Genomic DNA, 25,216 nt, shown 5'->3' with positions numbered 1-25,216 from the left:
AGATTTTTCATTTACTTATAATAAAAAATTGAAAATTTACTTTTTTAAAATTTTTTATTATGTATTTTAATAACAAATATGATGTTATTGTAATTGGTGGTGGACATGCTGGAATAGAAGCTGCTTCTGCTTCTGCTAGGATTGGATCATGTACATTGTTGATTACACAAAGTATTGATAGTTTAGGCCAATTATCTTGCAATCCAGCAATTGGTGGAATAGGGAAGAGTCAATTAGTAAAAGAAATTGATGCGTTAGGTGGTTTAATGGCTTTAGCATCTGATTATTCTGGTATTCATTTTCATATTCTTAATTCTTCAAAAGGTCCAGCTGTTCGTTCTACAAGAATACAAGTTGATAGAATTTTATATAAACAATCTATTTATAAGTTATTGCAAAAACAAGATAATTTGAGTTTTTTGCAGGAGGAAGTAATAGAATTAATAATAGATAAGGATTATGTTGTTGGAGTGATTACTAGTTTGGGATTAAGTATTTATGCTAGATCAATTGTTTTAACAGTTGGTACTTTTTTAAGAGGGAAAATTCATATAGGAATTAGTCAATATTTTTCTGGAAGATTTGGAGATCATTCATCAGTAATGTTGGCTGATTATTTACGAAAATTATCTTTTCCTGTTGGCAGGTTAAAAACTGGAACACCTCCAAGAATTGATGGACGGTCTATTGATTATAGTAAGATGAAAAAACAATTGGGACAAGATCCTGTTATTCCTTTTTCTTATTTGGGACATTTAGTAGATAGGCCAAGTCAAATTCCTTGTTATATTACTTATACAACTACACAAACACATGATATTATTAGAGAAAATTTACATTTGTCTTCAGTATATTCTGGAAATATTAAGGGAAAAGGGCCTCGTTATTGTCCGTCTATTGAGGATAAAATTGTAAGATTTTCTAGTAAGTCGTCTCATCAAATTTTTGTAGAGCCAGAAGGATTATATACAGATGAGATATATCCCAATGGTATATCAACGAGTTTGCCTTTTGTTACTCAATTAAAGTTTATTCGTACTATTGTAGGATTTGAAAAAGCTTTTATTACTAGACCTGGTTATGCTGTAGAGTATGATTACTTTGATCCTAGAGGATTAACTAATTTTTTACAGACAAAAATTATTAATAATTTATTTTTTGCTGGTCAGATTAATGGAACAACTGGATATGAAGAGGCTGCTGCTCAAGGATTAATTGCTGGTATGAATGCTTCTTTATTAGCTAAAGAAAAGGAATTATGGTGTCCGGGAAGAAACGAATCTTATATTGGTGTTTTAATTGATGACTTAATAAATTGTGGAGTGGATGAACCTTATCGTATGTTTACTTCTAGAGCGGAATATAGATTGATATTGAGAGAAGATAATGCTGATTTGAGATTAATGGATAAAGGTAGGAAATTAGGTTTGGTTGATGATATACGTTGGAGAAATTTTTGTAAGAAAAGAGATTCTATTAATGAAGTTAAGTTATTATTAAAATCAACATTAGTGAATGTTGACCGTTACAAATCTTTATTTAAAAAAGTAAATTTTTTAAAGAAAAAAAAATATTTTGCAATTGAGTTATTAAAATATTCTGGAGTTACGTATGGCTTTTTGCAGAGTGTGTTGCATGATTTAAATTTTCCTAAATTGTCAGATTCAGTAGAAGAGCAGATTAATATTGATGGAAAATATTTTGGATATATTGAACGCCAATTATTGGATATTGAACGACTTTATGTATATGAGAATATAAAATTACCTGTTGATTTAGATTATGCAAAAATATCTGGATTATCAACAGAGGCAATTCAGAGATTAAGTGAGATTAGACCAGTAACTTTAGGTCAGGCTAAAAGAATCTTTGGTGTTACTTCATCATCTTTATTTATATTATTAATTTATTTAAAAAAAATAGGTATTTATAAGTAGTTTTATAATTTTGTTATAAATAAAAGAAAAAATTAGTTTAATAGTTATTTTTGAATAAAAGTAATTAATATTTTAAGTATTAGGTTTTTTAGAAAAAGATTATATTATTTTGATTTTTTATGATTGTATTATTTTATGTTTAGTAGTTAATTTGATATAAGTTGGGAAATTTAGTTTTATTTTAAAAATAGATATAAATTAAGAATAAAAATATATAAATATTGTTTAAAAAAAAGTGTATAAAATACTTCGTATATAGTTATGTTATGATTAATCTTTAAAAATATTGAGTGAACAAAAGTAATAGTTAAATACTAAATATAGTATTATGGTAAATATTTAATTTTTAGATAAATTATGTAACATAAAGGATTAGTGTTTATTAAAAAGTATGAAGTTTATTAAAATTTTTTATAGAATATAAAAAATGTTAGTAAGTATTTTTTATTCTTTAATTACATAAAGGATATGTTTTATAGGTATTATTAAGAGTAGTATATATTTTTATGTATAAATAATTTATAGATAAAATTTAAGGTTAATTTAATGAATTAAATAGTTTTTAATATGAAATTTTATTGTATAACATAATTTTAAAAAGAGAAAACTTTTAAATATATATAGAGTATATATGTTTTATATTTAATAAAAGTAATTATTTGAAGTATTTTGTTTTGGTCCTTATTAAGATTAAAAAAAAAATGATAATTTTATTAAAAGAGGTTTTTTAGTAATTTTATATATGAATAGAAAAGATAGTGGTCGTCAAATTTTGGTTACAACTGCATTACCATATGCAAATGGCTTATTACACTTAGGGCATTTACTTGAACATATTAAATCTGATATTTGGGTTCGTGCAAATAAAATGATTGGTAATAAGTGTATTTTTATATGTGGAGATGATGCTCATGGTACTCCAATTATGTTATATGCAAAAAAATTAGGTATTCTTTCTGAAGAATTGATTATTGATATCAAGAAGTCTCATGAGGAGGATTTTAAAGATTTTTATATAAATTATGACTATTATCATACTACTCATTCTATTGAAAATGAAAAGTTAGTTAATTTTATATATTCTCGTTTGCTAAATAATGGAGATATTGTTAAGAAATTTATTTATCAGTTTTATGATCCTATTGAAAAAATGTTTTTACCAGATCGCTATATTATAGGGATTTGTCCTAAATGTAATTCTAAGAATCAACATGGAGATAGTTGTGTGATTTGCGGAAGTGTTCATAATATTAATGATATTATTAATCCTGTATCTTCTATTTCTGGTGTTTGTCCAATAAAAAAAGGGTCAGAACATTATTTTTTTTCTTTATCTAAATATAGTTTAATCTTGCAAAAATGGATTAAGAATAGGAAATTTTTGCAAAAAGAGATTTTAAATAAATTGAATGAGTGGTTTTTTTTAGGATTAAAAGATTGGAATATATCTCGTGATAGTCCTTATTTTGGGTTCAAAATTCCCAATGATAGTAGTGAAAAATATTTTTATGTTTGGTTTGATGCTTCTATAAGTTATATGTCTATTTTTAAAAAATATTGTATAAATAGTAATAATTTATTTTGGTTCAATAAATATTGGAATATTGATTCTGAAACAGAGTTATATCATTTTATAGGGAAGGATGTTATTTATTTTCATTATTTATTTTGGCCGGCTTTATTGATTGCAAGTGGTTATAGGTTACCAACATCTATTTTTGTTCATGGTTTTCTTACTATTAATGGAAAAAAAATGTCTAAATCTAGTGGTACTTTTATTAAAGCTTCAATTTATAAAAAATATTTAAATCCAGAATATTTACGTTATTATTTTGCTTCTAAATTAAATGATACTATTGAGGATATTGATTTAAATTTTGATGATTTTTTAGTAAAAGTGAATTCTGATTTAGTTGGAAAAGTAATTAATATAGCAAGTCGTTGTTCTAGTTTTATAAAAAAGTATTATAGCAATAAATTATCTAGTGTATTAGATAGTTTAAAGTTGTATGAAGATTTATTAGAAAATAAATCTATAATTATACAATCCTTTTTAGATCATAAATATTCAATAGCTATTTCATATATTATGAAGTGTGCTGATAAAAGTAATTGGTATATTAATGAGAAAAAACCTTGGATTATGATTAAGAATTCGTCTTTATTATTTGAGGTGCATAAAGTTTGTACAATGGGATTAAATTTATATCGTTTGTTAATTGGATATTTGAAGCCTGTACTTCCAAATTTGGCTGAAATGAGTGAGAAATTTTTAAATTGTGGTTCATTGAATTGGGATTCTATAGAAAATCCCATATTAGATATCAGAATAAATAATTTTTATCCCATGATATTTAGGGTAAGTAAAAAAGATATAGAAAAAGTTTTTTTAAATAATTGATATTTTGGTATATTGTTTTATGATTTCAGTAAAAGAAATTAATAATTTATTGCCTCAATCTCAGTGTGGAAAATGTAGTTATTCCGGATGTTTGTCTTATGCGAGAGCTTTGAAGAGAGGAACTACTAAAGATATTGGTCGTTGTTTTTTTGGAGGAATAGAATTAGTAAAAAAATTAGGAAAACTATTGAATATTGATGTTAATTTATATTTAAAAGATATTGATAAATATCATAAGAATGTATTTATAGCAAAAATTGATGTATTTGAATGTATAGGGTGTAGTAAATGTATTAAATATTGCCCCGTAGATGCAATTATTGGTTCACGTAAATTAATGCATGCGGTTATACCATATGAGTGTACTGGTTGTGGTTTATGTATAGAGATATGTCCTATGAATTGTATACAATTAGTTCCTTCTTTAAAGAAAATTTATGATAAAGAAAAATCTTATAAGAGATTTATTTTAAAGAAAAAAAGACTTTTAAAAAGTAGGATAAAAAATAAAGATCTATTTTGTAGTAAAGAAATATTAAATAATGGTTGTAATAAAAATTTGGATCAAGAAAAAAAACTTATGCAAGATTATATTAAAAATATATCATCAGGTTTAAAATAATAATATGAATAAAGATGAGTGTTATGAAGTTTTAACTCGTTTAAGTGAGAATATAATTCCTATTAGTATTTTGAATTTAAATAAAAAATTGTCTAATTTTGAGTTGTTAATTACAATTATTTTATCTGCAAGAACAACAGATTTAAAAGTAAATGAAGTGATACATAGATTATTTGCAGTGGCTAATACTCCAAAAAAAATGTTTTTTTTGGGAGAGAAGAGGTTACAAGAAATTATTAAACCTTTAGGATTTTATAGAAGTAAATCTAAAAATATTATTAAAACTTCTTATTTAATAATGAAAGATTATTGCAATAAAGTTCCTTTTGTTTTTGAAAATTTAAAAAATTTACCTGGTGTTGGGAGGAAAACTGCTAATCTTTTTTTAAATATAGCTTTTGGATATTTGACTATAGCTATAGATACACATGTTTTTCGTGTTTCTAATAGAATTGGAATTGGTAGAGGAAAAGATACTTTTGAAGTTGAGAGAAATTTATTGAGAAATGTTGATAAAAAGTTTATGAAAAATCTTCATAATTATTTACTTTTGCATGGTCGTTATATTTGCTTATCTAGAAAACCTTTATGTCATATATGTATAATAAGTGATTTATGTGAATTTAATTTTAAATTTACTTAGTAATAAGTAAATGTGAATGTTGTTTTGAATGAATATAAGATTATTTTTTTATTTACTTAACAAAAATTAATTTTTAGAATTTTTTATGGACTAATTATAATAATGAAAATTATATAATTTTTTAATGTGTTTGAGATAATATTTTATTTGTATATGCTATTGATAGAGCTGATATGAGTAATGTTATATGAATAATAACTTGCCACATAGTGTTATCGTAACTTAATTTACTTGGATCAATAAATGTTCTTAATAAGTGTATAGAGGATATTCCGATTAATGCTAATGCTAATTTAATTTTCATTGCACCTGCATCTATATGATCTAGCCATTCTGGTTGATCGGGGTGGTTATTTAGGTTGAGTTTAGAAACGAACGTTTCATATCCTCCCATTATTACCATTATTAGTAAATTAGCGATCATTACTACATCTATTAGATCTAATACTCCAAGCATTATCTGTGTATTGTCTTCTATATTAATGTGTTGTATTAAATTTAATAATTCTTTTATAAATCTGTACACATATGCTACTAATATTAATAGTAGTCCTATATATAATGGTGCTTGTAACCATCTTCCTGAAAAGATTAATTTATTAATGGTCTGAGTTATTTTTTTTTGCATAAATTTGATTATATTAAATTATATTTTTTTATTGATTAAGAATTTAATGTTTATTTTTTTAGTTAAAAATATTTATTTAAATTAGTATTATGAAATATTTTTCTTTTTTTATAAAGGTTTTTTTAATTTTTAAAATATTTCATTTTATTTGATTGTTTTTTTAAATAAATTTCTGTTTTTTTATAAAAAAGTTAATTGTTTTATTTTAGTAAAATAAGTTATTGAATATTTTATATTGAAATATTTTGTTTTTTTAGTGAAATATATAGTTTTTGTATATTTTTTAGGTTTAAAAAGTTTTTTTTAAAAAAAATATTTTGCGTGTTATTTAGTTTAATATAGTAAAATAATCTATTAATGTAATTTTACTATATTTTCATATATAATCCATAGAAGATATTATTTTGTTTTTTAAATTTTATTTTTTTCCACAAATTTGTACTAATTATAGCAGCAGAATTTGATTCAGTATACAATAATCCATTTCTATATAGGCATTGATGTAATATTGGTGTATTTATGAGTTTATTTATATATTTTTTTTTAAATGGTGGATCTAAAAAAATGATATTAAAATTATCTTTTTTTTTTTTAAGGAAACTTATAGCGTTTTCATTAATAATGGTAAATTTGTTATTTTTAAAAGATAAAGCATTTTTTTTTAAGTTAATAAATATTTTTTTTGAAATTTCTATGAAAGTAATTGTTTTAGCACCTCTTGAATATGCTTCAAATCCAAGTGATCCACTTCCGGAAAATGCATCAAGACATTTTGATCCTTTAATGTCATACATTAGCCAATTAAATAGTCTTTCTCTTGCAATGCTAAGAGTTGGTCTTAATTTTTTGATATTTGGAAAATTTATTATCTTTCCTTTATAGTTTCCACCAATGATTTTAATGTTTGGCATTTTTATATATTTATTTTTCTTAGAAAGATATATTTAGTGTTATTAAATTATTTTTTTTGTTTTTATTGAAACAAATATTTTAATGAGTAATTTTTTTAATGTCTTTCAAATCTTTTTTTGAAGATTATATTATAATATAATGTTTTATTGTAATTTTAATTAGTAGTTATTTATGTTTGTAAGATATGTTACAATTAGCTATTGATCATTATATATGTTTTTTAAATATTTTATTTATATTAAAGAATATTTATATAGAAAATATGTTTTATGGTTAATATTTTTATTTTTGGTAAAAAATTTTGGTGAGTTTCGTTATTATTTTTATGATAATTAATAGTTTATTAGTATATAAAATTATAGTATGAATTTGTTTGAGAAATTAAAATTTAATTTGGACAAAACAAAAAATTATTTTAAAAAAAATCTTTTGGGTTTATTTAAAAAAAATAATAATGGTTGTGTTTCTATTGAAGAATTAGAAGAACTATTAATAAAATCTGATGTTGGATTAAGTTTATCAAAAGTTATATTAAATGATATTAAGTTAAATTTACGTAAGGAAAAATACAATGATTATAATGAGGTAATATTTAGATTATCTAATTATATGGAGTCATTTTTAGAAAAAAATGAGGGGTTGTTTAATGATTTTGATATATCTAATGGTGGTCCATATACTATATTAGTAGTTGGGGTTAATGGAGTTGGTAAGACAACAATTATAGGAAAACTTAGCAGATATTATAAAACATTAGGTAAAAGTATTGCCTTATGTGCTGGAGATACTTTTAGATCCGGAGCTATTGAACAAATAAAGTATTTAGCTAACATTAATGATGTTAGGGTTATTTTTGGTAAATATAAATCTGATAGTGCGTCTGTTGTTTATAATGCTATGCAAATTTCTAAATCTGAAAAGGTTGATATGTTATTTATTGATACTTCTGGACGTTTGCATACTGAGTATAATTTGATGTCAGAATTAAAAAAAATTAAACGAGTGTTATTTAGAATAGATAATAGAGCTCCAAATGAAGTTTTATTAGTTTTAGATGCTACTTTAGGACAAAGTACATTAAATCAAGTACGTAAATTTAATGATTTTATTGGTGTAACTGGAATTGTTATGACAAAATTAGATAGTACCTCTAAAGGAGGTATATTATTTAATATTGCAAATGAATTTGATATTCCATTTCGTTATTTAAGTTTTGGTGAAAAAATGGATGATATTTCTCCGTTTAATGCTAAATTGTTTGTAAAAAGTTTTTTTGATATTAATAAGAATTTTTAAATAGATTTTTTTAGTTTATTATTAGATTAATATTAAAATATATATTTTATAATTAATTTTATCTTTTATTTTAAGAATTTATGATGAAACAAAAATTGGAGTTAACTTCATTGAAGTTCCATTGTGAGACTTATGAAAATTATATTCATTATATTAGTCAAATAAAAATATTGACTGCGGAAGAAGAATATAAATATGCAAAACAGTTTAAATTGACAGGTGATTTGCGTGCTGCTCGATATTTAGTTTTATCTCATTTGCGGTATGTAGTTCGTGTTGCTAAAGGTTATTTGGGCTATGGATTACCTCTTAATGATTTAATTCAAGAAGGAAACATAGGTTTGATGAAGGCTGTTAAGAGATTTAATCCGAAATTAGGGGTTAGATTAGTTTCTTTTGCTGTACATTGGATTAAAGCAGAAATCCATGAATTTGTTTTGAAAAATTGGCGTATAGTTAAGGTGGCTACTACTAAGGCTCAGCGTAAGTTATTTTTTAATTTGCGTCAAATAAAAAAATGTTTGGGAAATTGGTTTAGTAAAGAGGAAATTGAGATGGTAGCAAGTAATTTAGGGGTTCAAAAGGAAGATGTGTTGGTAATGGAGCAAAGGTTATTTAGAGGTAATATAGATGTTTCATATGATTCTACTATTCCTAGTATAGAGAATGAAGATAATATGAAATTTTTTTCGTTAAATTATTTATTTAATAATAGTAATAATGATCCAGCTTATTTAATTGAAAAAGAAGTTAGTAATTTAAAAGATAAAGAGAGATTATTTTTAGCAATAGAGCAACTTGATAATAGAAGTAAAGATATTTTGGTAAAGAGATGGTTAACAAATAATAAGAAATTTACTTTAAATGATTTAGCAAAAAAATATAATGTTTCTGCGGAACGTATTCGTCAACTTGAAAAAAATGCTATGAAAAAAATACGTTTGTATATTGAAAAAAATTATTTTAATTAATTTTTTTTTTAATGTTTTTTTGATAGTTATAGGTAATGTTAGTATTCTTATGTAAGTAGCATTAATATTTTAAAAAATATTATAGACAATATAGATGTAGCGGGCATTGTGATTATCCATGATAATATGATATTGGATACGATAAATAAATTTATTGATTTTTTTCCTTTTTCCATTCCTATTCCAAATATAGAACCTACTAATGTTTGTGTTACTGATATTGGTAATCCTGTGTTATTTGCAATTACTACAATAGTGGCAGTAGAGAATGTTGCAACAAAAGATTTAATAGAGTTTAAAGATGTTATAGAATTCCCTACTGTATCTATAACTTTTTTCCCATATGTTAAAAAACCAGAAATTACTCCTATACATCCTATAATTTTAATTAAATTTAAGTTGTGATGATTTATAATATAATTTTTATGATTATACAAATTCAATTTTGCTATTAATTTGTATATCACAGATAATGGTCCTATAGCCAATGATATATCATTGGATCCATGTGCGAATATCATAGCACATGCTGTTAATATCATTAGTATTGAAAAATATTTTTTTATTTGTGTATTATTTTTTTCTTTATTTAATTGGTTTAAGTAGATTTTTTTGTTTATAAAAATATAATATATAATTATTGTTATTAATATTCCAATTAGTAAATTTAATATGATAAGTTTATCAATCCTTAATTGTATATTAAAATGATTTAGGATTTTAAAAATTATTATGAAAGTTAAAAGTGAGATTACTAAAAATAAATATAAATTAAGTTTATATTTTATTGATTGAGTTAGTTTTTTTTGATGAAGAATATTTTTTTTTATATATAATAAAATGATATAACTTGTAATTCCTGATATAAAAGGAGATATTATCCATCCCGTTGTTATGTGGATTATTTCTTTCCAGTTTATAGAGTGTGGTCCCAATACTATTGTTCCAAATCCTATCATGGATCCAACTAAAGCGTTAGTTATGGATACTGGTAACCCAAAATAGCTAGATAGATTCATCCATATTGTGCAGGATATTAATGAACTTAACATACCTTTTATAATTATGATAGGATAGTTATGTAATTGATTAATATCAATTATATTGTCTCTAATTGTGTTTGTTACATTGTTTCCACCTATAAATGCACCAGTAAATTCAAATATTATAATTAGAAATGTTATTTGTTGTAAGTTAATAATTTTTGCTCCAATAGTTGTACTCATTATATTTCCTAAGTCATTTGCTCCGATTCCCCATGTCATAAGAAAAAAAAATATGGTAGATAAAATAATTAGTATGCTTATGTGATCTATACAGTGGCTATGAAATGAAAATATTTTTGTAATATTCATAAAAGAATAACCTTAATTGGATTTTTTAAAAAAATTTTTTATAGATTAATAATATTTTTTTATTTATATAGAAGATTTATTCTATATTATATATATCGTATATATAAAATTTTTAAAATTTATTAAAAATACGTATAATTCTCAATATTATACAATATTATAATTGTTTTTTATATAAAAAATAACTGTAAATAATATTTATTATGTAAATTATATTTTATTATTTTTGAGGTTAATATTTTTTAGTTAAGAGAATTTTATAAAAAAAATAATTTTTATATTTAACAAAGTTGTAATGTTATAATTTACTATATTTATTTTTTTTAATTTCATATAAAGTTTTACAGTCAATGCATAGTGTTGTTGTTGGTTGTATTTTTAGTCGTTTAATTCCGATTTCTATTCCACATATTTTGCAGTATCCGAAATAATTACTATTTAAACGTATAATTGCTTTTTTTATTTTTTTAATTAATTTTTTTTCTCTATTAAATGTTTTTAATTTTAGGTTTAATTCTTCTTCTTGACTGGCTCTATCAGATAAATCTGACAGATTTGGTGTTTCATTTTTGATATGTTGTACTGTACCATTTATCTTGTTTTTTAAATAATTTAAAGAATTAAACAATATTTTTTTAATATGATTTAATTGATTATTGTTTATGTATGCATTTTTTTGAGTTTTTTTGAAATTAATAGTATTTTTTTGAGCTTCAATATTATAACTGTAATTTTGGTTATGTTTTAAAATTTTTTTATATATTGGATCTGATGATGATTTTTTTTGCATATATTATTACCTTAGAATAAAGATTTGTTTGTTAAAAAAGTTTAATAGTATTTAATATAAAGAATATTTTACATTAATTAATTTTTATGGGTTTCATTCCTATTGTTATTCTGGGTTGATTATTTAAATCATTCCATGAGTTTATATTAATAAAATTGTGTTTTTTTAGAAATAGTTGGATTGGATATTTTTGATTAAATCCGTGTTCTATTAGAAGATATCCTCCTGGCTTTAGTCTATTTAAGCTTTTTTTAATAATTGTATAAATTTTTTGTAATCCGTTTTTTCCTCCAAATAAAGCAATATTTGGTTCAAAATATACTTCATGATTTAGATAGTGTAAGTCATATATAGAGACATAAGGTGGATTAGATACAATCATGTCAAAGTATTTTGGATGATCAATGGAATTAAACCAATTGGAAAGAATGTATTTTATATTGTTTAAATTTAATTTAATACCATTATATTTTGCAATTTTTAAAGCTTTTTTACTGCAATCACATGCTATTATATTCCATTTTGGATTTTCAGATGCTAATGCTATTGCTATTGCTCCACTTCCTGTACCTAGGTCTATAATTGATGCTTTTTTTTTTTAAAGTCTTAAGTGCTATTTCTACTAGAAGTTCTGTTTCTGGCCTTGGTATAAAAGTATACTTAGATATATACAGAGGTATAGACCAAAATTCTTGAATTCCAGTTAAATAAGATAATGGTATATTTTGCGAACGTTTTTTGATTAAAGAAAAAAATATTTGTATTTGCTGTGTTGATAAAATTTTATTTAGGTTAAGATAAATGTATTTTTTAGTTTTCATCAAAGTATATGACAATAGTATTGTTGCATCTAGTATTGAGTTATTTTTTTTTAATTTTTTTGTAGCTATTGTTAAGGCTTCTCTAATTTTCATATATATTTTATAAGAATTTTATATTGAGTTAAGATATTTTTGTTTTAATGCGTCAATTACTGGATGTAAATTTCCTTCTAAAATATCATTGAGTGTATATAATGTTAAGTTAATTCTGTGATCTGTTAGTCTTTTTTTTGGGAAGTTGTAGGTACGTATTCGTTCTGATCTATCTCCTGTTCCAATAAGGGATTTTCTAGTTTTTGCTTGTTGCTTTTGTGTTTTGTTTTTTTTTATATTCAGTAATTTTGCTTTGAGAAGTGCTATAGCTTTGGATTTGTTTTTATGTTGAGATCTTTCGTCTTGGCATTCTACAGATATGTTACTGGGAATATGAGTGATACGTATAGCTGAATCTGTTTTATTTACATGTTGCCCTCCAGCTCCTGATGCTTTGAAAGTATCTATGCGTAGATCATTATTATGAATTATTATTTCATCTATATCTACTGCTTCTGGTAAAACAGCAACTGTACATGCTGAAGTATGTATACGTCCTTGAGATTCTGTTTTTGGTATACGTTGTACTCTGTGTACTCCTGATTCGAATTTTAAATTTGAATAAACTTCTTTTCCTTGAATTTTGGCAATTATTTCTTTATATCCTCCACATTCATTATAACTAATGTTAATGATATCTAAATTCCATCCTCTAATTTCTGCATATCGATTATACATTCTAAATAAGTTTTTAGAAAATATTGAGGCTTCTTGCCCGCCAATTCCAGCTCTTATTTCTAAATATACATTTCTGTTAGTTTGTATATTTTTAATAGAAAAAAATGATTCTATTTTTTTTTCAATAGAAAGTATTGTTTTTTTAGTTTGTTCTATTTCTTCTTTTGCTAAAAAAACAAGTTCTTTATCATTATCTTTAGAGATTTCTATTAAGTTTTTTATGGTGTTTTTTTGATTTTTATATGTATTATATAATTCTATTATTGGTTTTAATTTTGTAAATTCTTTTAATAATTTTTTTGATTTTTTGTAATCAGTAACAATAGTTGTATTTAGAAATAATTTATTAATTTGATTAAAGCGTTTTTGTAGTTTTTCTAATTTTTTTTGAAGAAAGTTTTGCATAAATATTTATTATGATATTTTATATAGATAATTGAATAAAAAATTTCTAATTTAGATTATTTATCGACAAAGTATTTATGATACTACATTTGATTTTTATTTTCAAAATATAAAGTTTTATATTTTCGAAATAGTGATACTAAATTTTATTTATTGGTTTTTATTGATAATGATTAATGATAATGTTTTTTATTTTGTGACTGTTATTTTAAGTATATAGTTTATTTTTTTTGATGGTTTTTTATTATGTTTAAATTGTTAAGAAATATAAAATTAATGTTTTTATATTATTTTCCAAGATTAAGTGTAAGAAAGTTTGTTTCTATTCAAAATTCAATTAGGGAACAATTGTTTTGTAAATTAAATTTTTTTAAAATTAAACCTAAGAAGATTTTAAATTTGGGATATGATTCTATGAAATCATCTACATTAAGATTATTTAAATTATATCCAAGTTCAACGTTGATTAATGTTAATCTAAATTTAGATTTTTGTATAAGAAACAAATGTAAAATAAGAGAGAATATAGAATTAGATAAGAAATTTTTAAAAGTTTGTTGCAATCCATTATATCTTCCTTTTAAAGATAATTTTTTTGATCTTGTTTTTATTGAAAAAATAGGATTAAAGAAAAATTCTTTATATTTATTTATTGAGGAAATATATAGAGTGATGAATTATAGAGGATGTTTGCTATTTTCTATGTTGGGTTTTGATACTTTTAAGGAATTAAGAAGATTTTGGTTTGTTGATGATAAATATATGTATATAAAAAATTTTGAAACTATTTTTAGTATTGGTAATTTGTTGTTGTCTAAGTCTTTTTTAGATCCTGTTATTGATAGAGAGATATTAAAATTATGTATTCCTAATGTAGGATATTTATTAAAGTTTTTAAAGGAAAATGAATATGATATTTATGTATCATTTAATGATTGTTTAATAGATAATAAAAATTTTGATATATTTTTAAAATATTTATATAAGAAAACAATATTAAATTGTATAAGTTTTTTTACTTACGAGATTTTATACGGTAATGCATGGAAAAAATAGTATATGTTAAATTTAAAAATTTAGTTTTTCTTAGTGTTGTTTCTTGTTTTAAATACTTTTAAAAGTATTAAGTATGTTTATTGTTATTTTGACAAATAAAAAAATTTTTTTGTTTGATTTTAATCAAAATTTATTTTTCTTGTGAGCAAAATTAGTATTAATTATTTTACTGATATTTAATATTACTATTTTATAGATAGTATTTATCGTTTTATAATAAATTTGATTATAAATTGGTTAAAATATTATATATATTTTGGTTTGTTATATTGTTTTATTTTGATATTGAAAATATTTTTTTATATGTTTGTTTAAACGTTTTTTTATTCTAGAAGCTTTATTTTTATGTATTATTTTTTTGTTTGATGCTTTATCTATTGCAGATTGTGCTTTTTTATAAGATGGTTTAATATTTTTGTTATCTTTTTTTTCTATGTTTTGTAAAACACGTTTTATCAGTGTTTTATATTTAGATTTTATTTTGTTATTGTATTGACGTTTTTTTTTATTTTGATTAGCACGTTTTATTGATGATTTAATATTAGCCATTATTATATAGTTCCAATTTTATTGTATATTGCTTAATATCGCTAAATTATTTATTAATGTCAATAAATTTATTAATTTTATGTTAATGTGTATATGGTATGTACATATTTTATATCTCTAAAAAAGTTTTTTGAGTTTTTATTTGAAATTTGAAATGATTTCGTTAAAAAAGCATAATAATTCATTTTATTCTATTATATTGATAGCGATAAATACTTTATTTTCACGAATATTAGGGGTTTTTCGTGATATAGTATTGGCTAATTTATTTGGAGTACAATCTAATATTGATGTATTTTATGTAGTATTTAGGATACTTAATGTTATAAAATGTTTGTTTTCTGAGAATGCTTTTGTTCAAATATTGATACCAATATTATTTGAAAATCACAAAGATAATAGTTTTTTTTTAATTAAAGATTTAATTTCTAGAATTATTGGAAAGTTAGTATTAGTTTTTTTTATTGTTTCAGTAATTGGAATATTTGTATCTCCTTTGATAGTATTTGTTTTTGCTCCTGGTTTTATAAAAAATAGTGAACACTTTTATTTAGCATCAGAAATGTTAAAAATTATTCTTCCTTTATTGGTATTTATACCATTAACTGCAATGTCTAGTGTTATATTAAATATTTATGGTTTTTTTGGAGTGTCTGCCATTGCTCCTGTTATAGTTAATATTAGTTTAATTTTATTTGCGTTGTATTTATCTCCTTATTTCAAATATCCTGTATTGTCTTTGTCTTGGGGGGTATTAATATCTGGTATTATACAATTTCTGTTTCAATTATCTTTTTTATATAAAAAAAAATTGTTATTTACAATAAAAATTGTTTGGAATGATTTAGAGGTAAATAATATTTTAAAGTTGATGATTCCTGGATTGTTTGGAGTATCTATTTTACAAATTAATATTATAATTGATCTATTTTTTTCTTCATTTTTGTCTGGAGGTAGTATTGTTTGGTTATATTATACTGATAGATTAATAAATTTTCCTATTGGAGTTTTTGGTGTATCTGTTTCTACGGTGATATTTCCTAGATTATCTAAAGTTTTTTTTAAGGAGAATAAGGAATTATTTTTTTATATTTTAGATAAAGGTTTTCGTTTGATATTATTAATTGCAATACCTTCAACTATAGGGTTGATATATTATTCTAAGCCATTAATTGCAATTTGTTTTTTTTATGGAAATTTTTCTTTTTATGATTTATTGCAAACTCAGAAAAGTTTGATTATATTTAGTTTTGGTATTCCAGCTTTTATGTTAACTAAAGTGTTATCTGTCGCATTTTATGCTTCTAGAGATTCTAAAACTCCGTTAAAAATAACTGTTTTTTCTACAGTTTTTAATTGTATTTTTTGTTTATTTTTTATAAAAAATTTAACTTATATAATGCTTGCATTTATGTCTGTTATATCTGGATATATAAATTTTGGATTTTTGTTATTTTTTTTAGTACGTTTTAAGCTTTATTATCCTTTATATGGATGGAGAAAGTTTATTATTCAATTAATTATGGCTAATTTAGTGGTTGTAAGTTATTTATATACATCATTAGATGATGTTAATACTTTGGTTTATTTAACTCAAACGACCATTTATATGAAATTGATTACTTTGTTTCAACATATTGCTTTAATAATAATAATTTATTGGCTAGTATTATATATTGTTGGAATTCGTTTATCTGATTTGGATTTTAGGTTGAAAAAAAATAATTATTTAACAAATAAAATTTAATTTATTTTTAATGGTTATTTTGTTGCAATACAATGTTATATAAAAATTGTACTAGTAAAGCTACAGGTCTTCCTGTAGATATATTTTTGTTATTTTTGGTTTTCCATGCAGTTCCAGCAATATCTATATGAGCCCAACGATAGTTTTTGGTAAATTTAGATAAAAAACATGCAGCCGTTATCGCTCCAGCATTTCGATCGTTTGTTGGACAGTTTACCATATCTGCGAGAGAACTGTTTAATAATTTTTTATATTGTTCGTCATCTATTGGTAATCTCCAAATTTTATCATTTATTTCTTTAGAAGCATGTATTATCTGTTTTGCAAGTATTTCGTCGTTTGTCATTAGCCCAGAATATACATCACCAAGTGCAATTGTTATTGCTCCTGTTAAGGTTGCTATGTCAATAACTATTTCCGGATTAAAACGCTCTGCGTATGTTAAAGTATCGGCTAATATTAATCTACCTTCTGCATCAGTATTGATAATTTCAATTGTTTTTCCAGATAAGCTTTCAATGATATCTCCTGGTTTCATTGCAGATCCACTTGGCATGTTTTCTGCGCTTGCGATTAATCCTACTATATTTATAGGCAAATTAATATTTGCGCAGGCTTTTATTACTCCTAAAACACATGATGCTCCTGTCATATCGTATTTCATTTCATCCATAGAATTTGATGGTTTTAATGATATTCCGCCTGAATCAAATGTTATTCCTTTTCCAACTAGTATTATTGGTTTAATATTAATTTTTTTGGATCCAGTGTATTTTATTTCAATAAAACAAGGTTTTTCTATACTTCCTTTTGATACATGAGAAAGTAATTTCATTCCTATTTTTTCTATTTCTTTTTCTTTTATTATTTTTGTTGTTATTTTTTGATATGTTTTTTCTAAGTTTTTGGATTGATATCCTATATAATACGGAGTGCATTTGTTTGATGGTAAATCTGATAAAATGCGTGAAAATTTTATTCCATTTGCTATAGATGTGCTAATATTCACTATATTATCATTTTTTACGTTTTGGAAACATAATTTTATTGTTTTTAATGATTTTTTAGAATTGATTTTATTTTTTCTTTTAAAATTTATTGCTTCGTAAAAGTAGTTTTCTATCTTTAAAATAGTTTGTTGTATTTGCCAATTTTTATTCTTATTTTTTATATTTGGTAAATATACAGTTGATGAAGAAAAATTGTGATTAGATAAGTTAAGATTAATATTTAATAAACATTTATTAAATTGATTTTCATCAAATGCATTTTCTTTTCCACAATTTATTAACATTATGCTTGTATTTTGTATATTATGTTGCCATATATATTTTGTTGTTTCTTTGATTTTATTTTGTAATATTGTTAAAATATCTGAATTACTTTTATTTATTTTTTTTATAGACTCTGGAAATTCCAGATCAGATAGAAATCCTATAATTAAACATTCACTAGATTGTAATGATGGTTCATCAATGATTTCGTATTTCATATATATTTTTTTGAGTTAGAAAAATGGTGTTTTTCTTTATTTTATAGTAATACTAATGATTAGATCAAATTATAACTATTATATATCTATAATACAATTATTTAAGGAAAATATTTTGTAGTTATGTTGTTTTTTGTATTTGTTTTGTAAAATATTTTGTTTTTTTATTTAAGTTTTATATTTGATTTAAATTATATATTTTGAATTTTTTAAAACTGTTGTTTAAAAAAAATTAATTTTAGGATATCTTATTACAAAATATTTAATAAGTTATTAGTAATATTGATCGATATTGAATTTAAATACGTTTTATTTATATTTTTATACTGTATTAGAAATTTTGATAAATGTTTTTTTTCATAAATGACATAAATTTATTTTTTTGCAATGGTATTGAAGACATATTGTTCATAGCAATGTTATTTTTATATGTTATTACAAAATTTAAGATTTTTGGAGGTAAATAATGAAAAGGTATCCTATGACAACAAAAGGATTAGAAGAGTTAAAAAATCAATTGCATTATTTAAAAACTATTGAAAGACCTAGAATTATTGAATCTTTAATTGAGGCTCGTGCTCATGGAGATTTAAAAGAAAATGCAGAATATCATGCTGCTTGTGAGCAACAAAATTTTAATGAAAAGAAAATTAAGGATATTGAGATAAAATTAATGAATTCTCAGGTAATTGATACTAGTAAATTAATAGATAATGGAAAAGTAATTTTTGGATCTACTGTTTGTCTTCATAATATAACTATTAATATAACAATGAATTATCAGATTGTTGGAGAAGATGAGGCTGATATTAAATTAAATAAGATTTCTTATATCTCTCCAATTGGTAAATCTTTGTTGGGAAAATCTTTAGGAGATTTAGTTTCTGTAAAAATACCTGATGGTGTAGTTCAATATAAAATTTTAAAAATTTTTTATTAAAAAACTATCATTAAGTTAGTTTTATTGTATTTATTTATTTTATAAAAAGTTATATATTAGACATTAATGAAATGAAAGGTTAGTAATGCTTGTAAAAAATTTTATTTTTAGTAAGACTTGTTTAAGTTACTATTTTTTTTAGCGGGGTAGTTTTTTTTATAAAAAGATTGTAAGAGAATAATAATATTGATAATCATTTTATGAAGAATCTTTTTATAAAAAAGTGTTATTTTATCATTTATAGTTTAGAATAGATTCTTAATAAAGAATTTATAATGAAGTTTTATAAGAACTTGTTTTTTTGATAGTGATTTATATTTGTTGATTTATAAAAAATATTTTTAAAGATTAGGAATTTTATGTCTGATAATAATGAGGAAATTAGTTATTTTCTAAATAAAAAATATAAGCATGGTTTTGTAACTGCAATTGATGTGGATTCTTTTGAGCCCTCTTTAAATGAAGAAATTATATGTAGAATTTCTTCTATAAAAGAAGAGCCTGATTTTTTATTGTCATGGAGATTAGATGCTTTTAATTATTGGAAAACATTATCACATCCTGATTGGGGCAATGTGAATTTTCCAAAAATTGATTATCAAAATATATCTTATTATTCGTCCCCTAAAAAAAAATCATTTTCTAAATTAGAAGAGGTTGATCCTGAGTTGCTGCGTGTTTATAAAAAATTGGGAATTACTTTAAGTGAACAAAAAATACTTTCTGGGGTAGCTGTAGACGCCATATTTGATAGTGTATCGGTAATTACTACTTTTAAAGAGCAATTATCTCGTATTGGTGTTATTTTTTGTTCTTTTTCTGAGGCAGTTAAAAATTATCCAGATTTAATTAAGAAATATTTAGGTTCTGTTGTACCTTATAAGGATAATTTTTATGCTGCACTTAATTCTGCTGTGTTTAGTGATGGATCATTTGTTTATATTCCAAAAGGAGTTCGTTGTCCTATGGAACTTTCAACGTATTTTAGGATTAATTCTTTTAATATTGGTCAATTTGAAAGAACATTAATTATTGCAGATAAAGATAGTTATGTTTCTTATTTGGAAGGATGTACTGCTCCTATGAGGGATGATAATCAACTTCATGCTGCTGTTGTTGAATTAATTGCATTAGATGGTGCTAGAATTAAGTATTCTACAATACAAAATTGGTATCCAGGTAATAAAAATGGAAAAGGTGGGATTTATAATTTTGTAACTAAAAGAGGTATATGTTATGGAAATAATTCTAAAATATCTTGGACTCAGATTGAAACTGGTTCGTTAATAACGTGGAAATATCCAAGTGTTATTTTAAAAGGAGATAATTCTGTTGGAGAATTTTATTCAGTAGCATTATCCAATAATTATCAACAATTTGATACTGGTACGAAAATGATTCATTTAGGTAAATGTACTAGATCTACTATTATTTCTAAAAGCATTTGTGCTGGATATTCAAGGAATTCTTACCGTGGATTAGTTAGTATTGGTAAAGATTCTATTAGTTCACGTAACTATACACAATGTGATTCATTATTGATAGGAAATAAATGCTCTGCTTATACTTTTCCTTATATTAAGGTAAAAAATTCTAGTTCTATAACTGAACATGAAGCTATGACTACTAAAATTAATGAAGAACAATTGTTTTATTGTCAACAAAGAGGGCTTAGTTTGGAAGATTCTATATCTATTATAGTAAATGGTTATTGCAAAAAAGTTTTAAAAGAACTTCCTATGGAATTTGCTGTGGAAGCAACAAAATTGTTAGGTATTAATTTGGAAGGAGCAATAGGTTAAAAAATATGTTGAAAATTATGCAACTTAGTGTTTCTTTAGATAAAAAGAAAATTTTAAATAATATAAATCTTTATGTAAAACCTGGAAGTATTCATGTAATTATGGGTTCTAATGGTTCAGGTAAAACTACTTTAGTAAAAACATTGTCTGGGCATCCGAATTATCATGTGATTGGTGGTGTTATTACTTATTTTGATAGAGATTTATTACCTTTAACTCCATCAGAACGTGCTAGATCTGGTATTTTTATATCTTTTCAATATTCAATTGAAATTCCTGGAGTAACAAATATTAGTTTTTTAAAATCTTCCTTGAATGCTATAAGAAAAAGTAATGGGAAAAATCCATTAGATACTTTTAATTTTCTTGAAAAAGTCAAAAAAATATGTAAATTTCTTAATATTAAAGAGGATTTTCTTTATCGAAGCATAAATGAGGGTTTTTCTGGTGGAGAAAAGAAGAAAAATGAAATATTACAAATGATGTTACTTAAACCTAAGTTGTTAATATTAGATGAGATAGATTCTGGACTAGATATTGATTCATTATCTGTAATTTCTAAAGGAATAAATTTTATGCGATCGTATGATCGTTCTATTATTATAATAACTCATTATCAAAAGTTACTTGAGTATATTGAGCCAGATTTTGTTCATATTTTGTTAGATGGTTCTATTGTTAGAACTGGAGGAAAATTGCTTTCTTTGGAAATAGAGAAAAATGGATACAGCTTTTTCAAAAAATAATTTTTTTTTAGATGAAATAATTAATTTTTATAAAAGACAGATTGTTGAGAATTATTTTAGTATTCCTTGGTTATTACAATTGCAAAAAGATGGATTAAAAAAATTCATGAAATATAAATTTTTTGCTAATTTAAATAATAATTGGAAGTTTTCTTTAATTGAATCTTTTTTGAAATATAAGTTTTCAGGATTAGTTAGAAATGATTGTAACATGCAAAATATGTTTATTTCGGATTTTCCATTATTTAATTTAAAAGTAAATGTTGGAAATGGATATTTTTTGAATAATCAAAGTGATATAGATAATTATTTACCTGATAATGTTTTGTTTATGCCTTTGTTTGAAGCAATTAAAAAATATCCACAAAAAATTCAACCATACTTAAATAAAATATTTAAATGCGATAATAGTTTTCATGCTTTAAATATTGGATTATTGAATTCTGGTTTTTTATTGTATATACCATCATTTGTGCAATTGAAAGAGCCTATTTCAATATTTTATACTCAAGATAAAGATAATAAAATTGTTTGTAGTCGTAATATAATTGTATTAGAAGAAGGAAGTGAATTGTCCTTATTAGAATGTTATTATGGAGATAATAAATGTTGTTATACTACAAATAGTGTTACAGAAATATATATGAATGAAAGTTCAAGGTTTTTTTATTATAAATATCAGCAAGATAGCGAACGATCTTTTCATATTAATCATTTTTTTATTAAGCAAAAAAAGGAGAGTGTTTTTGAACATCATTCTTTAAATTTTGGAGGTAATTTAGTTCGAAACAGTATTAATGTATATTTAAATGAGGAAAAATCTAAATGTTTATTGAATGGAATTTATATAATTAAAAAAAAGCAGAATATAAATAATTTTACTATTGTGCATCATAATGATTCTCAATGTGAGAGCGAACAAAATTATAGGAGTGTTTTATTTGATAGTTCCAAAGCAGTTTTTGATGATAAAGTGGTTATGTCTAAATATTTAAGATTTAATGTTGCAAAACAATATAATAGAAATTTATTGTTGTCTGATAATGTAGAATTACATACAAGTCCTCAGTTAAATATCTTAACTAATGATATATTTTGTTCTCATGGCGCTACTATAGGAAAAATTGATGACGATTCTTTGTTTTATTTTCTAACTAGAGGAATAGATGATGTAATGGCTAGGAATTATTTAATACAAGCTTTTATTAAAGAAAATTTTAAATTTATATCGAATAAATATATTTTAGATTGGTTTTATAAGTTAATAGATATTTATAGATAAAATGTAAGAAAAATTGTTTTGTTAGAGAGGGTATAAGTGAATTTTGTAAATATGAAAATTGTTAGAAAAGATTTTCCTGCTATTAATCAGAGAGTTAACAATAATAATTTGATTTATTTGGATAATGCTGCAACTACGCATAAGCCAAAATCTGTTATTGATAATATGGTTTCTTTTTATTCATTTAGCAATTCTAATATACATAGATCTATACATACATTAGGATATGAAGCTACAAGACAGTTTGAAAATGTTAGAAAAAAAGTAAAAATGTTTATTAATGCTTATTCTGTAAAAGAATGTATTTTTGTTAAAGGTGCAACAGAGGCGATTAATTTAGTGGCAGAAAGTTTTTTGTTGTCTAGGATTTCTTCTTCTAAAGAAATTTTAATTTCATATATGGAACATCATTCTAATATTATTCCTTGGCAGATTGTATGTAAAAAGACTGGTGCTAAGTTAAGGGCAATTTCAGTTTCAAATTGTGGAGAGATTGTTTTGGAAGATTATGAAAAAAAACTTAATGAAAATACTATGTTTGTATCTTTAATACATGCTTCGAATGTTTTGGGTACAATAAATCCTATATGTAAAATGATTGAAATGGCTCATTCATATGGTGCATTTGTATTGATAGATGGAACTCAAGCAGTTCCACATATTCCAATTGATGTTAAACATTTGGATTGTGATTTTTATGTATTTTCTGGTCATAAATTGTATGGTCCTACTGGAGTAGGAATTTTATGGGGTAAAGAATGTTTATTAAATGATATGGATCCTTATCAGTATGGTGGTAGAATGATAAATTCTGTTACAATTCAGGATGTAGAATATGCTTCTTTGCCTTATAAGTTTGAATCAGGTACACCGAATATATCTGGTGTGATTGGATTGGGATCAGCTATTGATTACTTTACTTCTTTAGATATAAATTTGGTTACAAATTATGAAGCACATTTGTTAAGATATTTGATTGATGCTATGAACTCATTGAATAATGAATTTAGTATAGTTGGTACATCTTTTAATAAAGTTCCAATTGTTTCTTTTATACACAAAACAATACATTCTCATGATATTGATACTATGTTAGATAGTTATGGAATAGCTGTAAGAAGCGGCCATCATTGTGCTATGCCATTAATGAGTTTTTTAGGTTTATCTTCTACAACTCGTATTTCTTTGTCGTTTTATAATACTATAGAAGAAATAGATTTTTTAATAGAATCTTTATATAAACTGAAGAGTTTTTTTTAATGAAAAATTTATCTGAACTTTATCATGAAATAATAATGGATCATAATAAATATCCTCATAATTATTATGAGATGGTAAATTATGATATAAAAGTAAAAGGCTATAATCCTTTTTGTGGCGATTCTTTAATGATATATTTAAAATTTTTTGAAAGTAATCAAAAAATTATAGAAAAAATTAGTTTTTTAGGTATAGGTTGTGCTATATCTAAAGCTTCTGCATCGTTGATGACAGATCTTGTATTAGAAAAAAGTATTTTTCAAGCTCATAAATTATTTAATATTGTTTATAATATGTTAACTAATAGAATGATTGATAAGGAAATACCAGACAAACTTGCTATATTGTCAGGAATAAAATATCATCCTTCCAGAATAAAATGTGCTATATTAGCATGGAATACTTTAAATAAAATTCTTATAGATAGAATGAGTTTGTAAATTTAAACAGGTAATATGGTTTATGTCTTTAAAAAAGGATATAATTGATGTATTGAAAACAATAATAGATCCGGAAATTTCTATTAATATTTATGATTTGGGATTGATATATAATATTTTGATTGATAAAAGACAGAATATTTGTATTGAAATGACGTTAACAACTCCATCATGTCCTATGGCACATTTTTTTCCATCTATGGTTAAAGATAAGATAATTAGTGCAGTTGATGTGAATTCTTGTGAGGTTAAATTAGTTTGGGATCCTCCTTGGAATAGAAATAGAATGTCTAAAATTGCTAGATTAGAGTTAGGAATTTTTGATTAAAAATATTGTAAATTTTTATTTA

General features: G+C 23.3%; 24 protein-coding genes. 15 read left to right on the top strand and 9 right to left on the bottom strand.

The genetic code is table 11. From position 1 onward, the window contains the following. Positions 1-59 precede the first annotated feature (59 nt). The 4 genes from mnmG (at position 60) to RQL38_RS01430 (ending at position 5,603) form a co-directional block, all read left to right on the top strand. Positions 60-1,937: a tRNA uridine-5-carboxymethylaminomethyl(34) synthesis enzyme MnmG gene (mnmG, locus tag RQL38_RS01445; protein WP_338521262.1), complete on the top strand. Its 1,878-nt coding sequence runs from the start codon at positions 60-62 to the stop codon at positions 1,935-1,937. Positions 1,938-2,679: 742 nt separating this feature from the next. Beyond that, complete coding sequence (gene metG, locus RQL38_RS01440) at positions 2,680-4,338, top strand: methionine--tRNA ligase (protein WP_338521261.1); 1,659 nt, start codon at positions 2,680-2,682, stop codon at positions 4,336-4,338. A gap of 19 nt (positions 4,339-4,357) precedes the next feature. Further along, positions 4,358-4,960: an RnfABCDGE type electron transport complex subunit B gene (locus RQL38_RS01435; RefSeq protein WP_338521260.1), complete on the top strand. Its 603-nt coding sequence runs from the start codon at positions 4,358-4,360 to the stop codon at positions 4,958-4,960. Positions 4,961-4,964: 4 nt separating this feature from the next. After that, a complete protein-coding gene (locus RQL38_RS01430; protein WP_338521259.1) occupies positions 4,965-5,603 on the top strand; it encodes an endonuclease III in 639 nt (212 codons plus the stop codon). 121 nt (positions 5,604-5,724) lie between these two features. Here RQL38_RS01430 and RQL38_RS01425 read toward each other — a convergent pair whose 3' ends face one another. Together RQL38_RS01425 and rsmD are read right to left on the bottom strand one after the other, a co-directional pair. Beyond that, positions 5,725-6,231 carry a TIGR00645 family protein gene (locus RQL38_RS01425; RefSeq protein ID WP_338521258.1) on the bottom strand — a complete coding sequence of 169 codons (507 nt, stop codon included), beginning with the start codon at positions 6,229-6,231 and terminating at the stop codon, positions 5,725-5,727. 368 nt (positions 6,232-6,599) lie between these two features. Next, positions 6,600-7,142: a 16S rRNA (guanine(966)-N(2))-methyltransferase RsmD gene (gene rsmD / locus RQL38_RS01420; RefSeq protein WP_338521257.1), complete on the bottom strand. Its 543-nt coding sequence runs from the start codon at positions 7,140-7,142 to the stop codon at positions 6,600-6,602. 364 nt (positions 7,143-7,506) lie between these two features. On the opposite strand from rsmD, the gene ftsY reads away from it, so the two are divergent. Continuing rightward, entirely contained in the window at positions 7,507-8,439 is a 933-nt protein-coding gene (gene ftsY / locus RQL38_RS01415; protein ID WP_338521256.1) for a signal recognition particle-docking protein FtsY, read from the top strand. Between the two features lie 83 nt (positions 8,440-8,522). Continuing rightward, positions 8,523-9,410 (top strand): RNA polymerase sigma factor RpoH, encoded by an 888-nt coding sequence (gene rpoH, locus RQL38_RS01410; protein WP_338521255.1) that lies wholly within the window; start codon positions 8,523-8,525, stop codon positions 9,408-9,410. Between the two features lie 47 nt (positions 9,411-9,457). Here rpoH and RQL38_RS01405 read toward each other — a convergent pair whose 3' ends face one another. From RQL38_RS01405 to prfA, 5 genes are all read right to left on the bottom strand, one after another. Continuing rightward, the gene (locus RQL38_RS01405; protein ID WP_338521254.1) at positions 9,458-10,675 is read right to left on the bottom strand and encodes an inorganic phosphate transporter; all 1,218 of its coding nucleotides are present in this window, start codon (positions 10,673-10,675) and stop codon (positions 9,458-9,460) included. Positions 10,676-11,063: 388 nt separating this feature from the next. Beyond that, complete coding sequence (gene dksA / locus RQL38_RS01400) at positions 11,064-11,555, bottom strand: RNA polymerase-binding protein DksA (protein ID WP_338521253.1); 492 nt, start codon at positions 11,553-11,555, stop codon at positions 11,064-11,066. A gap of 73 nt (positions 11,556-11,628) precedes the next feature. Then, on the bottom strand, positions 11,629-12,102 hold the full coding sequence (locus RQL38_RS01395) for a HemK family protein methyltransferase (protein WP_338521996.1): 474 nt from the start codon (positions 12,100-12,102) through the stop codon (positions 11,629-11,631). Beyond that, entirely contained in the window at positions 12,086-12,469 is a 384-nt protein-coding gene (locus RQL38_RS01390; RefSeq protein WP_338521252.1) for a hypothetical protein, read from the bottom strand. Before RQL38_RS01390 ends, RQL38_RS01395 begins: the two co-directional genes overlap by 17 nt. A gap of 18 nt (positions 12,470-12,487) precedes the next feature. Next, positions 12,488-13,552: a peptide chain release factor 1 gene (gene prfA, locus RQL38_RS01385; protein ID WP_338521251.1), complete on the bottom strand. Its 1,065-nt coding sequence runs from the start codon at positions 13,550-13,552 to the stop codon at positions 12,488-12,490. A gap of 246 nt (positions 13,553-13,798) precedes the next feature. Here prfA and RQL38_RS01380 point away from each other — a divergent pair, with 246 nt between their 5' ends. Continuing rightward, positions 13,799-14,608 (top strand): hypothetical protein, encoded by an 810-nt coding sequence (locus tag RQL38_RS01380; protein ID WP_338521250.1) that lies wholly within the window; start codon positions 13,799-13,801, stop codon positions 14,606-14,608. Positions 14,609-14,872: 264 nt separating this feature from the next. Here RQL38_RS01380 and rpsT read toward each other — a convergent pair whose 3' ends face one another. Then, on the bottom strand, positions 14,873-15,157 hold the full coding sequence (rpsT, locus tag RQL38_RS01375) for a 30S ribosomal protein S20 (protein ID WP_338521249.1): 285 nt from the start codon (positions 15,155-15,157) through the stop codon (positions 14,873-14,875). A 154-nt stretch (positions 15,158-15,311) separates the two neighbouring features. On the opposite strand from rpsT, the gene murJ reads away from it, so the two are divergent. Further along, the gene (gene murJ, locus RQL38_RS01370; RefSeq protein ID WP_338521248.1) at positions 15,312-16,904 is read left to right on the top strand and encodes a murein biosynthesis integral membrane protein MurJ; all 1,593 of its coding nucleotides are present in this window, start codon (positions 15,312-15,314) and stop codon (positions 16,902-16,904) included. 7 nt (positions 16,905-16,911) lie between these two features. On the opposite strand, the gene RQL38_RS01365 is transcribed toward murJ, so the two are convergent. Then, positions 16,912-18,396: a leucyl aminopeptidase gene (locus RQL38_RS01365; RefSeq protein ID WP_338521247.1), complete on the bottom strand. Its 1,485-nt coding sequence runs from the start codon at positions 18,394-18,396 to the stop codon at positions 16,912-16,914. Between the two features lie 466 nt (positions 18,397-18,862). Here RQL38_RS01365 and greA point away from each other — a divergent pair, with 466 nt between their 5' ends. The 7 genes from greA (at position 18,863) to RQL38_RS01330 (ending at position 25,194) form a co-directional block, all read left to right on the top strand. Further along, a complete protein-coding gene (greA, locus tag RQL38_RS01360; protein ID WP_338521246.1) occupies positions 18,863-19,336 on the top strand; it encodes a transcription elongation factor GreA in 474 nt (157 codons plus the stop codon). Positions 19,337-19,695: 359 nt separating this feature from the next. Further along, the gene (sufB, locus tag RQL38_RS01355) at positions 19,696-21,138 is read left to right on the top strand and encodes a Fe-S cluster assembly protein SufB (protein ID WP_338521973.1); all 1,443 of its coding nucleotides are present in this window, start codon (positions 19,696-19,698) and stop codon (positions 21,136-21,138) included. A gap of 5 nt (positions 21,139-21,143) precedes the next feature. Next, positions 21,144-21,884, top strand: a complete 741-nt coding sequence (sufC, locus tag RQL38_RS01350) for a Fe-S cluster assembly ATPase SufC (protein WP_338521972.1) — start codon at positions 21,144-21,146, stop codon at positions 21,882-21,884. Further along, positions 21,859-23,166: a Fe-S cluster assembly protein SufD gene (gene sufD, locus RQL38_RS01345; protein WP_338521970.1), complete on the top strand. Its 1,308-nt coding sequence runs from the start codon at positions 21,859-21,861 to the stop codon at positions 23,164-23,166. Before sufC ends, sufD begins: the two co-directional genes overlap by 26 nt. Before the next feature lie 51 nt (positions 23,167-23,217). Beyond that, positions 23,218-24,426: a SufS family cysteine desulfurase gene (locus RQL38_RS01340; RefSeq protein ID WP_338521969.1), complete on the top strand. Its 1,209-nt coding sequence runs from the start codon at positions 23,218-23,220 to the stop codon at positions 24,424-24,426. Next, positions 24,426-24,866, top strand: a complete 441-nt coding sequence (gene sufU / locus RQL38_RS01335; RefSeq protein ID WP_338521968.1) for a Fe-S cluster assembly sulfur transfer protein SufU — start codon at positions 24,426-24,428, stop codon at positions 24,864-24,866. Before RQL38_RS01340 ends, sufU begins: the two co-directional genes overlap by 1 nt. Before the next feature lie 22 nt (positions 24,867-24,888). Next, a complete protein-coding gene (locus RQL38_RS01330) occupies positions 24,889-25,194 on the top strand; it encodes an iron-sulfur cluster assembly protein (RefSeq protein WP_338521967.1) in 306 nt (101 codons plus the stop codon). Positions 25,195-25,216: the final 22 nt, after the last annotated feature.

This window comes from Candidatus Legionella polyplacis, from assembly GCF_037013735.1.
GTDB classification, from domain to species: domain Bacteria; phylum Pseudomonadota; class Gammaproteobacteria; order Legionellales; family Legionellaceae; genus Legionella_E; species Legionella_E polyplacis_A.
Note: the sequence above shows the minus strand (reverse complement) of the source record. Positions and strands in the feature narration are given on the sequence as shown.

Bases quoted from the DNA above. Each gene is read 5' to 3' on its own strand.
- mnmG (WP_338521262.1), top strand. From the start codon at position 60: ATGTATTTTAATAACAAATATGATGTTATTGTAATTGGTGGTGGACAT.
- metG (WP_338521261.1), top strand. From the start codon at position 2,680: ATGAATAGAAAAGATAGTGGTCGTCAAATTTTGGTTACAACTGCATTA.
- RQL38_RS01435 (WP_338521260.1), top strand. From the start codon at position 4,358: ATGATTTCAGTAAAAGAAATTAATAATTTATTGCCTCAATCTCAGTGT.
- RQL38_RS01430 (WP_338521259.1), top strand. From the start codon at position 4,965: ATGAATAAAGATGAGTGTTATGAAGTTTTAACTCGTTTAAGTGAGAAT.
- RQL38_RS01425 (WP_338521258.1), bottom strand. From the start codon at position 6,231: ATGCAAAAAAAAATAACTCAGACCATTAATAAATTAATCTTTTCAGGA.
- rsmD (WP_338521257.1), bottom strand. From the start codon at position 7,142: ATGCCAAACATTAAAATCATTGGTGGAAACTATAAAGGAAAGATAATA.
- ftsY (WP_338521256.1), top strand. From the start codon at position 7,507: ATGAATTTGTTTGAGAAATTAAAATTTAATTTGGACAAAACAAAAAAT.
- rpoH (WP_338521255.1), top strand. From the start codon at position 8,523: ATGAAACAAAAATTGGAGTTAACTTCATTGAAGTTCCATTGTGAGACT.
- RQL38_RS01405 (WP_338521254.1), bottom strand. From the start codon at position 10,675: ATGACATGGGGAATCGGAGCAAATGACTTAGGAAATATAATGAGTACA.
- dksA (WP_338521253.1), bottom strand. From the start codon at position 11,555: ATGCAAAAAAAATCATCATCAGATCCAATATATAAAAAAATTTTAAAA.
- RQL38_RS01390 (WP_338521252.1), bottom strand. From the start codon at position 12,469: ATGAAAATTAGAGAAGCCTTAACAATAGCTACAAAAAAATTAAAAAAA.
- prfA (WP_338521251.1), bottom strand. From the start codon at position 13,552: ATGCAAAACTTTCTTCAAAAAAAATTAGAAAAACTACAAAAACGCTTT.
- RQL38_RS01380 (WP_338521250.1), top strand. From the start codon at position 13,799: ATGTTTAAATTGTTAAGAAATATAAAATTAATGTTTTTATATTATTTT.
- rpsT (WP_338521249.1), bottom strand. From the start codon at position 15,157: ATGGCTAATATTAAATCATCAATAAAACGTGCTAATCAAAATAAAAAA.
- murJ (WP_338521248.1), top strand. From the start codon at position 15,312: ATGATTTCGTTAAAAAAGCATAATAATTCATTTTATTCTATTATATTG.
- RQL38_RS01365 (WP_338521247.1), bottom strand. From the start codon at position 18,396: ATGAAATACGAAATCATTGATGAACCATCATTACAATCTAGTGAATGT.
- greA (WP_338521246.1), top strand. From the start codon at position 18,863: ATGAAAAGGTATCCTATGACAACAAAAGGATTAGAAGAGTTAAAAAAT.
- sufB (WP_338521973.1), top strand. From the start codon at position 19,696: ATGTCTGATAATAATGAGGAAATTAGTTATTTTCTAAATAAAAAATAT.
- sufC (WP_338521972.1), top strand. From the start codon at position 21,144: ATGTTGAAAATTATGCAACTTAGTGTTTCTTTAGATAAAAAGAAAATT.
- sufD (WP_338521970.1), top strand. From the start codon at position 21,859: ATGGATACAGCTTTTTCAAAAAATAATTTTTTTTTAGATGAAATAATT.
- RQL38_RS01340 (WP_338521969.1), top strand. From the start codon at position 23,218: ATGAAAATTGTTAGAAAAGATTTTCCTGCTATTAATCAGAGAGTTAAC.
- sufU (WP_338521968.1), top strand. From the start codon at position 24,426: ATGAAAAATTTATCTGAACTTTATCATGAAATAATAATGGATCATAAT.
- RQL38_RS01330 (WP_338521967.1), top strand. From the start codon at position 24,889: ATGTCTTTAAAAAAGGATATAATTGATGTATTGAAAACAATAATAGAT.